Below are 12,545 nucleotides of genomic sequence, written 5' to 3'. Positions count from 1 at the left end.
AGACACAGAGGAAGACCGCATAACCTCGCGATCTTTGAGACACCTCATAGTGCCGTCATAACGTGCAGCAGCCACCTCCCGTCATCCTGCTTCGTCATGACGTAGAGCGGAGCGCCTTCCGACTCGCCCTCCGGCGCGTGGTAGACCTGCCGGACCTTGACGGCCGCCACGTCGGGCCTCAGGAATCGCGTGTGCACGGCCTCGTACGTGATCTCGCCGTCCCAGTTGGCCGCCGGCAGCACGGCGCGGGTGAACTCGGCGATCTCGTCGAAGCCGATCAGGACCTTGCCGTGGCCGGTGGTCCAGATCGCTTCGGGGTGGAAGAGCGCGAGGAACCCCTCGACGTCCTTGGCGCGCTGGGTGTGCTCGACCGTGGTGACGACCTGCTCGATGGCCTTGATGTCCGCGCTTTCTGTGTTCATGCAGATCACTCTGATACCTCAAGTGGACTTGAGGTCAAGGCCCGGTTATCACTGCGCTGATCACCCCTGCTCCTCCTCCTACGAGGCCCGTCGCAGCCCCGCGGCCACCACACCGGCGGCGACGATCAGCAGGCCCGCGGCCACCGCGACCACGGTCCGTACGCCGTCGAACAGCGACACCTGGGTGGTCGCCACCACGCCGAGCAGCGGGATGCCGACCGTGAGCCCCACCTGCTGGGTCGTCGTGACGAGACCCGTCGCCAGGCCCTGCTCCTCGTTCGGCACACCCGAGGTGACCGTCAGGCCGTACGCGATGATCGCGCCCAGGTGGCACATGCTGGCCAGTGAGACCGCGACCGTGGCCAGCCAGATTCCCGAGTCCGCGCCGAGGCCCAGCAGCGCCGCGATGAACAGCCCCTGGCCCAGCAGGGAGACGGACAGGGTGCGCCGGGCGCCGATCCGGCCGATGACCTTCGGGGCGTACACGCCCGCCGCCACCGAGGCGATGCCCTGCACCCCGAAGACGAGCCCGGTCCCGAAGGCCGACAGGTCCAGGACCTCCTGCAGGTACAGGGTCAGGACGAAGACGACGGTGCTCATCATCGAGAAGGTGAGCAGCCCGCCCAGATTGCCGAAGGCCACCGTGCGGCGGCGCAGCATCGGCAGTGAGACCAGGGGGGCCGCCGCACGCGACTCGATGACCGCGAAGGCGACGAGCAGTGCGACTCCGACGGCCAGGGCGATCGGTACGTCCGCGCGCCCGAAGCCGTGCTCGGCCGCCGTGGAGAGGGCGTAGATCAGGGCGAGGAGCCCGCCGGTGACGGTTGCCGCACCCGGGACGTCGAGCCGCGGCCGGTCGGGCGTACGGGACTCGGTGAGCAGCGCGGGGGCCGTCGCGAGCACCGCCACGGCGGCCACCGTCAGCAGTCCCATCGTGGAGCGCCAGCCCAGGGTGTCGGTGAGGGTGCCCCCGGCCACCATGCCGACGGTGAAGCCGAGGGAGAGCAGGGTGCCGCTGATGCCGAGGGCCCGGTCGCGCAGCGGTCCCTCGGGGAAGGTGGTGGTGAGCAGGGACATCCCGGTCGGCACGATGGCCGCGGCGCCGAGTCCCTGGAGCGCCCGCCCGGTCAGGAACGCGGCCGGGCTCCAGGCGAGGGTGGCCAGCAGGGAGGCGGAGCCGAAGACGGCGAGTCCGGTGAGGAAGAGCCGGCGGCGGCCGTAGAGGTCGGCGATCCGGCCGAAGAGGAGCAGGAACCCGCCGGACGGCAGCGCGAACGCGGTGATCGCCCACTGCAGACCGGACCTGCTGAGGCCGAGGTCGTCACCGAGGACGGGCAGCGCCACGTTCAGTACGGAGAAGTCGAGCGACACCATGAACTGGGCGGCGCACAGGACGAGGAGGACCAGCCGGGCCCGGCCGGAGAGCCGGTCCGGGGCAGGGGGTGCGGGAAGGGTGACAGCTTCTTGAGCCGGGGGATGGATCGCCATGCCCATGAGCCTGCGGCCGCCGGAATATTCGTGGGGAGCGGGAACTTATCCTGTTGGCCGCACCACCAGGCAGGCGCGGGCAGGGACACCTGGGGGAGTACGTGGGCACACCGGCCCGGATCGCGGCGGACGCGGGCAAGGCGCATCGTCTCGGCGAACTGCGGGAGTTCCTGATGAGCCGGCGGGCGCGGGTCAGCCCGTCGGACGCGGGGCTCCCGGACGGCGGTGCCCGGCGCCGCACCCCGGGGCTGCGCCGCGAGGAGGTCGCCGTCCTCGCCGGGGTGGGCGTCTCCTGGTACCAGTGGCTGGAGCAGGGCCGGGACATCACCGTGTCCCCGCAGGTGCTGGACTCCGTCGCCCGGGTGCTGCGGCTCAGCAGCGCCGAACGCCGTCACCTCTACGTGCTCGCCGGGCTCAACCCGCCCGCCGCGCAGGTCGATCCGGCCCACACGGACATGTGCGACGGCCTGCAGCGGCTGCTGGACCGCTGGATGCCGTTCCCGGCGCACATCATGGACGCGTACTGGAACGTCATCCTCTACAACGACGCGGCCGCCACGGTGATGGGGATGGGGCCGGGCCGGACGCAGAACTGCGTGATCGACTTCTTCACCGACCCGGTCCACCGCGCCCGCCGCAAGGACTGGCCGGAGATCGCGGCACGGGTCGTCGCCGAGTTCCGGGCCGCCTGTTCCGAATGCCCCGACGACGAGGGGTTCCGGGCGATCGTGGCCGAGGCGCGGGAGCGCAGCCCCGAGTTCGCCGAGCTCTGGGAGCGGCGGGACATCGCGCCCGGCGGCCAGATGCGCAAGGAGCTGAACCACCCCGTGGTGGGCACGCTGGTCGTGGAGGCCACCCAGCTGCGCATCCCGGCCCGCCCTGACCTGGTGATCGTGCTGCACAACCCGTGGCCGGGCACCGGCACCGAGGAGAAGTTCCGCCTGCTGGCCTCGCCCGAGGGCCGCCGGGGCATGATGCGCCAGGTCCAGGGGTGAGACGGCCGGGCGCCCCGGTGCCGCGTCCGGCCGCGTTCTTCGTATGCTCGGCACATGACCGATAGCACCGACCTCGGCGCCGAGGACCGCAAGATCGTCACGCTGGCGCGCAGCGCCCGCGCCCGCAACGGTGTGCCGGAGGGCGCGGCCGTACGGGACGAGACCGGACGTACGTATGTGGCGGGCACGGTGCAGCTGGAGTCGCTGCGCCTCAGCGCGCTCCGGACGGCCGTCGCCATGGCCGTGGCGAGCGGCGCCACCTCGCTGGAGGCGGCCGCGGTCGTCTCCGAGGCCGGGACGCCGTCGGAGGAGGACCGTGCCGCGGTGCGGGACCTGGGAGGGGCGGACACCCCGGTGCTGCTCGCCGGGCCGGACGGGGTGCTGCGGCTCCGTGTGACGGCGGGCTGACCTCCGCAGGACCGGCACATCGTGTGCGAACGCCCCGCGTCCCACCGGCGCGGGGCGTTCGCACGCCATGTGCGGGAAGTGCGGATCTTGACAGCATCTGATGGCCCATCAGTCAGCGTGTTTCGATTCCATTGACTTCTTTTCGGCCGGAGTCATCAATGGCCCCCTGTCGGCGCGGAAGAGCCGCTGCGCCGCAATTCCGCAGGAGGGGGCTCCATGAGTCCAGCCATTCGAAGATCCGACAGTCCGGGGACGCGGCGCCGAAGCCGCCGCTGGGCCGCCGCGCTGGGTGTGGGCGCGCTCGTCGTCACGGGGGGAGGGCTGCTCGCCGGGCCCGCCCAGGCCATGGCGGCGGCCTCCGTGGCGGTGGACTTCCCGACCCACTGCATCCCGCCCGCGATCGCCGGGATCCCGCCGATCGACGGGACGACGTCGGCACAGATCAGCGTCGACAACGCGGCCCCGAAGGTCGGCGACACGGTCAAGGTGACGTACACCGTCGTCACGCCGGCCGCGAGCAACCCGGTCGATCTGGCGCTGCCCGCCGACATCATGACGCCGACCGGCAAGGTCACCGTCGCCGGTGCGCAGTCCACCGACATCACGGTGGCGGGCCCGAAGAAGAACGCCCCGGTGCCCGGCAAGGGCGCGTTCCCGTCGTTCTCCATGACCGGCTCGTTCACGGTCACCGCGCCCGGCGAGATCACCCTCTCGCCCGGCGACTACAACATCCACACCAGCTACATCATGGAGCTGGACACGCCCTGCACGGTCACCGATCCGCCCGCGCCCGTCTCCCAGACGATCATCGCGACGGACGGCGGCGGCCAGGTCAACGAGCGTGCCATCCAGCTCGGTACGGCCTCCGGCGCGGCCGGTGACCAGGTCACCGTGACCGGGTCGAAGTTCACCGCGGGCGCAGCCGTCACCCTCGCGGGCCGGGCCGGGGACACCCCGACCGGCGACACGGCGACGGCCACGGCGGACGGATCGGGCGCCTTCACCGGGCAGCTCACCGTCAACGACCCGGCGACCACCGGAATCGTCGCCTATGAGGGCGCCGCCTGGGATGCCGCCAAGGGTGCGGGCCCCCAGGCCTACACCGTCACCGGTGGCGGCGGGGAGACGCCTGACGGCAGCCAGAAGCTGACCTCGTCCGTCAAGGCGGGCACGCTCTCCATGACACAGGCCGGGGACTCCGTCGAACTGTCGGCGGTCGACTTCGGGAAGGGCGGCGCATCCACCGGCGCCCTGCGGACCGTGACGGTCAAGGACTTCCGCGGTGGCCCCGCGGGCTGGTCGCTGACCGGAAAGGTCACCGACTTCAAGGGTCCGGCCGGTGCCACCATCGGTGCCTCCGCGCTCGGCTGGAGCCCGGCCTGCACGGCGAAGGCCGGCAGCCCGAGCACTTGCGCTGCGGGTTCAGAGGGTTCGGTCGGCAGTGCGGGAGCCACCCTCGCCTCCACGCCGAACGCCGCCTTCACCGGCGGTGAGTTCACCGTCGACGCCGGGCTGTCACTGGACGTGCCGGCGTACTCCGCCACCGGCACCTACTCCGGAGTGCTCACACTCACCCTGACGTGAGCCGGTAAGCACCGATCAACCGGTGGGCCGGGCGCGCACCCGGCCGGTCCACCACCCCGCCCATGCGTGCACCCTGGGGGCCCGCCACCGTGCGCAAGCTGTCCGTCATCCTGTCGTCCCTGCTGTCCACAGCCCTGCTCCTGCTGGGCGCCCCCGCGGCCGACGCCGCCGACAACGGCAGCTGGTCGGTCTTTCCGGCCACCGCCGCCACCGGAACCCGGCCGTACTTCTACCTCTCGGCCGATCCCGGAGCCACCCTCACCGACAAGGTGACCGTCAAGAACAAGACCGGCGACCCGCTGACGTTCCGGCTGTACGCGGCCGACGCGTACAACACCGAACGCGACGGCGGATTCGCGGTCCGCGCGCAGAACGAGAAGCAGCGCTCCGTCGGCGCCTGGGCCAGGACCGACCGCGACCGGGTCACCGTGAAGCCGCACGGCTCGGTCACCGTGCCCGTCACGATCAAGGTCCCCGAGGACGCGGAACCGGGCGATCACCCCGGCGCCCTCGTCGCCCTGGACGAGCGCATCGACCCCGCCGACGCGGGCGCGGTGGCCGTCGGCATCCAGAAGGCGGTCGGCGCCCGCGTCTATCTGCGCGTCAACGGTCCGACGATGCCCGCGCTCTCCGTCGACGACGTCAGGATCGAGCACACCCAGCCGCTCGTCCCGGGCACCGGCACCTCCCGGGCCGTCATCTCGTACACGCTCCGCAACCGCGGCAACGTCACCCTCAGCCCGAAGGTCGCGCTCAAGGCCGAGGGCCTCTTCGGCCGCACCCTGCTCGCCCGCGACCTGAAACGGATCCCGTCCGAGCTGCTGCCCCGCCAGGAGGTCCGGCTCACCGAGGAGTGGAAGGGCGCGCCGCAGCTGGAGTGGGGCGAGGTCAAGCTGACGGCCCGCGCCCGCGACACCCGCGAGTCCGCCGCCGCCTCGTACTTCGCGCTGCCCTGGCTGGTCGCCGGGGTGCTGCTGGTGATCCTTGCCGGGGGCGCGGGGCTGTGGATACGGGCACGTCGGAGCCGTCGCCGCACGGCCTGAGAGGAGGGGCCCGGCGGCCCCGCCGGACGCCTTGGTGCGGCAGTGCCGCCGGGATCGGGGACAATGGGCGCCATGAGCGCTCGACCTAACCCAGAAGCTGCTGCGCAGCAGGCTGAGAACACCGCCCCGCACCGGGCCGGCTTCGCCTGCTTCGTGGGCCGTCCCAACGCGGGCAAGTCCACCCTTACGAACGCTCTGGTCGGCCAGAAGGTGGCGATCACGTCCAACCGGCCACAGACCACCCGGCACACGGTCCGCGGCATCGTGCACCGGCCGGACGCGCAGCTGATCCTGGTCGACACCCCCGGCCTCCACAAGCCGCGCACCCTGCTGGGCGAGCGTCTCAACGACGTCGTACGCACCACCTGGGCCGAGGTCGACGTCATCGGGTTCTGCCTGCCCGCCGACCAGAAGCTCGGCCCCGGTGACAAATACATCATCAAGGAACTCGCGGGCATCAAGAAGACGCCCAAGATCGCGATCATCACCAAGTCCGACCTGGTCGAGTCCAAGCAGCTCGCCGAACAGCTGCTGGCCGTCTCCCGCCTCGGCGAGGAGCTCGGCTTCGAGTGGGCGGAGATCATCCCGGTCTCGGCCGTCAAGGACGACCAGGTCGGCCTGCTGGCCGACCTGATCGCCCCGCTGCTCCCCGAGAGCCCGCCGCTCTACCCGGAGGGCGACCTCACCGACGAGCCCGAGATGGTCATGGTCGCGGAGCTGATCCGGGAGGCCGCGCTCGAAGGCGTACGCGACGAGCTGCCGCACTCCATCGCGGTCGTCGTCGAGGAGATGCTGCCGCGCGAGGACCGTCCGGCGGACAAGCCGCTGCTCGACATCCACGCCAACGTCTACATCGAGCGGCCCAGCCAGAAGGGCATCATCATCGGCCCGAAGGGCAAGCGGCTCAAGGACGTCGGCACCAAGTCGCGCAAGCACATCGAGGCGCTGCTCGGTACGCCGGTCTTCCTCGACCTGCACGTGAAGGTCGCCAAGGACTGGCAGCGGGACCCCAAGCAGCTGCGCAAGCTGGGGTTCTGAGCGGAGCCGCGACCCGGCGGCCGGAGGCCGACGCAGCCGTGCGAAGCCGCTGAGGCCCCCTGGGGCCGAGGGGTGCGAGGGGTGCGAGGGCGGCGGAGTGGGCCGGTCCCCAAGCAGCTGCGCAAGCTGGGGTTCTGACCCCCGTCACCGGTACGCCGGTCTCACGCGCCCTCCTTCAGGACGCGTGAGACCAGTGCGCGCTGGGCGTCGGTCAGCCGCGGGTCCGCGCAGTGCACGGTCCGGTCGCCGACCGTGATCCGGTAGCCGAAGCCGTCCGGAACACCGGCCGGCGGGGCGTCCCGGCCGGCGGTGAGCGCCGATTCGGCCAGGGTCTCCCATTCGCGGGCGTCGGCCCGCCCGGAGGTGTCGATCTCGCGGTGGCGTGCGATACCGGCGAAACCGCCGGTCCTGCTCACCTGGATCCGCATAAGGTGTCCTTCCTCGACGGGCGGGCCTGTTGGCTACGCGGTCGGTACGCCCACCTCCGACCAGGCCTTGAGGACCGCCTCCGCCTCGTCCCCCTCGCCGAAGCGGCTGCGTGCCGCCGCGACGGTCAGCCGGGCGAAGGCCGCGAAGTCCGCGTCCACCGCCAGTTCACCACCCGTGAGCACATCGAACCAGAGCTGTCCGGCCCGTTCCCAGGAACTGCCGCCGAGCGCGGTCGCCAGCAGATAGAACGCGCGGTTCGGGATGCCGGAGTTGAGGTGCACTCCGCCGTTGTCGTCGCCGGTGTGGATGTAGTCGTCCATCGACGCGGGCTGCGGGTCCTTGCCGAGCACGTCGTCGTCGTACGCGGTGCCGGGCGCCTTCATCGAGCGCAGCGCCACGCCCTGGACCCTGGGCGCCAGCAGGCCCGCGCCGATCAGCCAGTCGGCCTGCTCGGCGGTCTGGCCCAGCGAGTACTGCTTGACCAGGGAGCCGAACACGTCAGAGACGGACTCGTTGAGCGCGCCGGACTGGCCGTAGTAGCTCAGGTTGGCCGTGTACTGGGTGAGGCCGTGCGCCAGCTCGTGGGCGATGACGTCGATGGCGACGGTGAAGTCCAGGAAGATCTCCCCGTCCCCGTCGCCGAACACCATCTGCTCGCCGTCGAAGAAGGCGTTGTTGTACTTCTCGTCGTAGTGGACGGAGCCGATCAGCGGCAGTCCCTTGCCGTCGATCGAACGCCGCCCATAGGCCTTGAGCAGCAGTTCGAAGGTGGCTCCGAGGCCCGCGTAGGCGCGGTTGACGCTGGCGTCGCCCGTGGGGTCCTCGCCCTCGGCGCGGACCTTGGTGCCGGGCAGCCCGGTGCGGTGCCGGCAGTCGTACAGGGTGCGGTCGGGTTTGCCGGAACGGTCGTCCTCCGGTGCGGGGGCGACGCGTGGCGGGACGGGGGTCGTCACCTGGCGGCGGGTGCGCCGGGCGGCGTCGGCCTCCAGGGTGCGGCGGGCCGGGCCCGCCAGGACGGGATCGTCGGACTGCGACAGCTTGTCGAGGACGTGGGGCGGCACGATGGTGCAGAAGACGGGGTGGGACCCGTGCTGAGTTCGAGGCTGCATGCAATCGACTGTGGCACTGTGTGACCGCCGTGTCACTGGTTGCCACCAGGATTGATGAAATAGAGTGATCGGTCACTGTTCACCCGTTACCGGCACCCGGTCCCGCATACTGATACGGCACCCGCCTCTCGGGCGTTGCTCGGTTACTCTCTTCGCATCATGCGTTTCGGGCTGCTCCTTCTTAGCTGCCGCGGCGAGGGTCTGTAAGTCGTAGGCCGACCCCCCTCCCCGCGGAGTCTGGTGTTGCAGCGACACGGTCGGCCTCCCCCGAGCTCTTGAAGAGCAGGGGGGACCCCCTCCTTTGCCGGACTCCGAGGAGCCCCACGTCATGACCGCAGTGAATCCCGCTCAGGCCCCCGCCGACGACGCCGTCGGCCGTCCCACGCCGATCACCAACGCCACGGGGCTGCAGAAGCCGTCCGGGATGCCGATCGGCAAGTACGGCCACTACGAGGCGGTCGAGATCCCCGACCGCACCTGGCCGGACCAGCGCGTCACGGTCGCGCCCCGCTGGCTCTCCACGGACCTGCGCGACGGCAACCAGGCCCTGATCGACCCGATGTCGCCGGCCCGCAAGCGCGAGATGTTCGACCTGCTGGTGCGCATGGGCTACAAGGAGATCGAGGTCGGCTTCCCGTCCTCCGGCGAGACCGACTTCGCGTTCGTCCGCTCCATCATCGAAGAGGGCGCGATCCCCGAGGACGTGACGATCTCCGTCCTGACGCAGGCCCGCGAGGAGCTGATCGAGCGGACCGTCGAGTCGCTGGTCGGGGCCCACCGCGCCACCGTCCACCTGTACAACGCGACCGCCCCCACCTTCCGCCGCGTGGTCTTCCGCGGCTCCAGGGAGCAGGTCAAGCAGATCGCCGTGGACGGCACCCGGCTGGTCATGGAGTACGCCGAGAAGATTCTCGGCGAGGAGACGATCTTCGGCTACCAGTACAGCCCCGAGATCTTCACCGACACCGAGCTGGACTTCGCCCTGGAGGTCTGCGAGGCGGTGTGCGACGTCTGGCAGCCCGAGGAGGGCCGCGAGATCATCCTCAACCTGCCCGCCACCGTGGAGCGTTCGACGCCGTCCACGCACGCCGACCGCTTCGAGTGGATGTCGCGCAACCTGTCGCGCCGCGAGTTCGTCTGCCTGTCCGTCCACCCGCACAACGACCGCGGCACCGCCGTCGCCGCCGCCGAGCTGGCCCTGATGGCCGGGGCGGACCGGATCGAGGGCTGCCTGTTCGGCCAGGGCGAGCGCACCGGCAACGTCGACCTGGTGACGCTGGGCATGAACCTCTTCTCGCAGGGCGTCGACCCGCAGATCGACTTCTCGCAGATCGACGAGATCCGCCGCACCAGCGAGTACTGCAACCAGATGGAGGTCCACCCGCGCCACCCCTACGCGGGCGACCTGGTCTACACATCCTTCTCCGGCTCCCACCAGGACGCCATCAAGAAGGGCTTCGACGCCATGGAGGCCGACGCGGCCGCCCAGGGCAAGACGGTGGACGACCTCGAGTGGGCGGTGCCGTACCTGCCGATCGACCCGAAGGACGTCGGCCGCAGCTACGAGGCGGTCATCCGGGTCAACTCGCAGTCCGGCAAGGGCGGAATCGCGTATGTCCTGAAGAACGACCACAAGCTGGACCTGCCGCGCCGGATGCAGATCGAGTACTCCCGGATCATTCAGGCCAAGACCGACGCCGAGGGCGGCGAGGTCACGCCGGCGCAGATCTGGACGACGTTCCAGGACGAGTACCTGCCCAGCCCCGAGGACGCCGCGGCGCAGTGGGGGCGCGTGCAGATCCGCTCCGGCCAGACCACCACGGGCTCCGACGGCCGGGACACGATCACCGTGGACGCGACCGTGGACGGCGCGGACACCGTGCTCACCGGCACCGGCAACGGCCCGATCTCGGCGTTCTTCGATGCGCTGCAGGCCATCGGCATCGACGCCCGGCTGCTGGACTACACCGAGCACACGATGAGCGAGGGCGCGAGCGCGCAGGCCGCCTCGTACATCGAGTGCGCGATCGACGGAAAGGTCCTGTGGGGCATCGGCATCGACGCCAACACCACCCGGGCCTCGCTGAAGGCGGTCGTCTCGGCCGTCAACCGCGCCACCCGCTGATCCCCGTGCCCGAAAGGGCGTGAAGCAGGACGGTTCGTGACCCCGCCCACCCGCACCCGGGGGGCGGGGTTCGGCCATCTCCGGGCGGTTGTGACGAGCGAGGTGCTGACGTCCTCCGGCACATGTGGTTAACATCACGTCAACACGGCAATGTTGCCGTGCGGGTACCTCCCGTGTCCTCAGGGCCACGGGGGAGTTACGGAGGTGTGCGACGTGCGGTCAGCCTTGGGACAACACGCCATAAAGCTGCGTATCTGCGGCATCCGCACCATGTGGGACACCGTCGGTGACGGCGAGTTCTTCTGCACCGGCTGCGGAGGTGACCGCAACTACCGCCGCCTCAACGGACGCCGCCGGTTCGCCGTCCTCGGCGTGCCGCTGCTGCGGCGCGGCACCGTGGGCCCGGTCGTCGAATGCGCCGCGTGCCACGCCCACTTCGACACCGACACGCTCGACCACCCCACCACCACCCGGTTCTCCGCGATGCTCAAGGACGCCGTCCACACCGTGGCGCTCGGCGTCCTGGCGGCCGGCGGCACCACCTCCCGCACGGTCCTGGAGACCGCGGTCGCCACGGTGCGCGGCGCCGGGTTCGACGACTGCACGCAGGAGCAGCTCGCCACCGTCGTCGAGGTCCTCTCCGTCGACATCGGCCACGGCTCGGCGTTCGACCCGGCCGCCGAGGCCTGCGGCGCCGCCCTCGCCATCGAGCTCCACGAGGCGCTGGAGCCCCTCGCCCCGCACCTGGCCCCGGCCGGACGCGAGTCGATCCTGCTCCAGGGCGCCCGGATCGCACTTGCCGACGGCCCGTACAGCCAGGCCGAACGCGAGGTGCTGACCACGGTCGGCGGGGCGCTCCAGCTCTGCGCCGAGGACACCGCCCGGCTGCTCGCCGCGGCGGCGCGCACGCCCTCCTGAGCCGTTCCGCCGCGATGCCACCCGCCCGTCGTGGTCTCCTCGGTGACCCCCGCAGCGGGCCTCCTGTGCCTTCTGGCGGCCGATCTCACCGGTGGCCGCGGAATGGGACCCATCGCCGCCGTGGGCGTGCTGTGCGCGCTCCTGGCGATGCTGACGCCGTGGTGCTCCTCGGCCGCCGGGTGCTCCGGCTCCGGGGGCGGCCCCGGCGGGCCGGCCGCGTACCGGACAATGGAGCCATGAGCTTGTTCCGGGACGACGGCGTGGTGCTCCGCACGCAGAAGCTGGGCGAGGCCGACCGGATCATCACGATCCTGACCCGCGGCCACGGCCGGGTACGGGCCGTCGCACGCGGTGTGCGGCGCACGAAGTCGAAGTTCGGGGCCCGGCTGGAGCCGTTCTCCCACGTGGACGTGCAGTTCTTCGCACGCGGCAGCGAGCTGATCGGGCGCGGCCTGCCGCTCTGCACCCAGGGCGAGACGATCGCCCCCTACGGCAGCGGCATCGTCACCGACTACGGGCGCTACACCGCGGGCACCGCGATGCTGGAGACCGCCGAGCGCTTCACCGACCACGAGGGCGAGCCCGCGGTCCAGCAGTACCTGCTGCTGGTGGGCGGGCTGCGGACGCTGTCCCGCGGTGAGCACGAGCCGCACCTCATCCTCGACGCCTTCCTGCTGCGTTCCCTCGCCGTCAACGGCTACGCACCGAGCTTCGACGACTGCGCCCGGTGCGGAATGTCCGGACCGAACCGGTTCTTCTCCGTCGCGGCGGGCGGCGTCATATGCGGCGACTGCCGGGTACCCGGCAGCGTCGTACCCTCGGCGGAGGCCGTCACCCTGCTGAGCGCACTGCTCACCGGCGACTGGGAGACGGCGGACGCGTGCGAGGCGCGGCATGCCAGGGAGGGGAGCGGGCTGGTGTCCGCCTATCTGCACTGGCATCTGGAGCGCGGACTGCGCTCACTGCGGTACGTAGAGAAGTGACAC

At 71.2% G+C, this 12,545-nt stretch carries 12 protein-coding genes and 1 pseudogene; 9 read left to right on the top strand and 4 right to left on the bottom strand.

The features are described 5' to 3' along the window. Positions 1 to 44 precede the first annotated feature (44 nt). The gene (locus tag ACIQM0_RS02040; RefSeq protein WP_401282504.1) at positions 45 to 422 is read right to left on the bottom strand and encodes an SgcJ/EcaC family oxidoreductase; all 378 of its coding nucleotides are present in this window, start codon (positions 420 to 422) and stop codon (positions 45 to 47) included. A 78-nt stretch (positions 423 to 500) separates the two neighbouring features. After that, the gene (locus tag ACIQM0_RS02035) at positions 501 to 1,910 is read right to left on the bottom strand and encodes an MFS transporter (protein ID WP_401282501.1); all 1,410 of its coding nucleotides are present in this window, start codon (positions 1,908 to 1,910) and stop codon (positions 501 to 503) included. Positions 1,911 to 2,011: 101 nt separating this feature from the next. Here ACIQM0_RS02035 and ACIQM0_RS02030 point away from each other — a divergent pair, with 101 nt between their 5' ends. From ACIQM0_RS02030 to era, 5 genes are all read left to right on the top strand, one after another. Further along, positions 2,012 to 2,905: a helix-turn-helix transcriptional regulator gene (locus tag ACIQM0_RS02030; RefSeq protein ID WP_401283372.1), complete on the top strand. Its 894-nt coding sequence runs from the start codon at positions 2,012 to 2,014 to the stop codon at positions 2,903 to 2,905. Positions 2,906 to 2,959: 54 nt separating this feature from the next. After that, a complete protein-coding gene (locus ACIQM0_RS02025) occupies positions 2,960 to 3,313 on the top strand; it encodes a cytidine deaminase (RefSeq protein ID WP_401282498.1) in 354 nt (117 codons plus the stop codon). Positions 3,314 to 3,529: 216 nt separating this feature from the next. After that, the gene (locus ACIQM0_RS02020) at positions 3,530 to 4,897 is read left to right on the top strand and encodes a beta-xylosidase (RefSeq protein WP_401282495.1); all 1,368 of its coding nucleotides are present in this window, start codon (positions 3,530 to 3,532) and stop codon (positions 4,895 to 4,897) included. An 89-nt stretch (positions 4,898 to 4,986) separates the two neighbouring features. Continuing rightward, positions 4,987 to 5,940: a WxL protein peptidoglycan domain-containing protein gene (locus tag ACIQM0_RS02015; RefSeq protein ID WP_401283370.1), complete on the top strand. Its 954-nt coding sequence runs from the start codon at positions 4,987 to 4,989 to the stop codon at positions 5,938 to 5,940. Between the two features lie 63 nt (positions 5,941 to 6,003). Beyond that, on the top strand, positions 6,004 to 6,978 hold the full coding sequence (gene era, locus ACIQM0_RS02010; protein ID WP_352121480.1) for a GTPase Era: 975 nt from the start codon (positions 6,004 to 6,006) through the stop codon (positions 6,976 to 6,978). A 161-nt stretch (positions 6,979 to 7,139) separates the two neighbouring features. Here the strand turns inward: era and ACIQM0_RS02005 are convergent, their stop codons facing one another. Then, a complete protein-coding gene (locus ACIQM0_RS02005; protein ID WP_385040657.1) occupies positions 7,140 to 7,406 on the bottom strand; it encodes a protealysin inhibitor emfourin in 267 nt (88 codons plus the stop codon). A 33-nt stretch (positions 7,407 to 7,439) separates the two neighbouring features. Continuing rightward, entirely contained in the window at positions 7,440 to 8,516 is a 1,077-nt protein-coding gene (locus ACIQM0_RS02000) for a M4 family metallopeptidase (protein ID WP_401282492.1), read from the bottom strand. Between the two features lie 328 nt (positions 8,517 to 8,844). Here ACIQM0_RS02000 and leuA point away from each other — a divergent pair, with 328 nt between their 5' ends. From leuA to recO, 4 genes and pseudogenes are all read left to right on the top strand, one after another. Beyond that, on the top strand, positions 8,845 to 10,641 hold the full coding sequence (gene leuA / locus ACIQM0_RS01995) for a 2-isopropylmalate synthase (RefSeq protein WP_401282489.1): 1,797 nt from the start codon (positions 8,845 to 8,847) through the stop codon (positions 10,639 to 10,641). A gap of 213 nt (positions 10,642 to 10,854) precedes the next feature. Next, complete coding sequence (locus ACIQM0_RS01990; RefSeq protein ID WP_401282486.1) at positions 10,855 to 11,559, top strand: TerB family tellurite resistance protein; 705 nt, start codon at positions 10,855 to 10,857, stop codon at positions 11,557 to 11,559. Between the two features lie 15 nt (positions 11,560 to 11,574). Further along, positions 11,575 to 11,715: pseudogene (locus tag ACIQM0_RS01985) on the top strand (MMPL family transporter); the annotation flags it as partial. Between the two features lie 80 nt (positions 11,716 to 11,795). After that, positions 11,796 to 12,542 (top strand): DNA repair protein RecO, encoded by a 747-nt coding sequence (recO, locus tag ACIQM0_RS01980; protein WP_363030826.1) that lies wholly within the window; start codon positions 11,796 to 11,798, stop codon positions 12,540 to 12,542. The last annotated feature ends 3 nt before the right edge of the window (positions 12,543 to 12,545 follow it).

The sequence above is a fragment of the Streptomyces sp. NPDC091387 genome, from assembly GCF_044756945.1.
Classification (GTDB): domain Bacteria; phylum Actinomycetota; class Actinomycetes; order Streptomycetales; family Streptomycetaceae; genus Streptomyces.
This window is presented reverse-complemented; position numbering and strand designations above follow the sequence as displayed.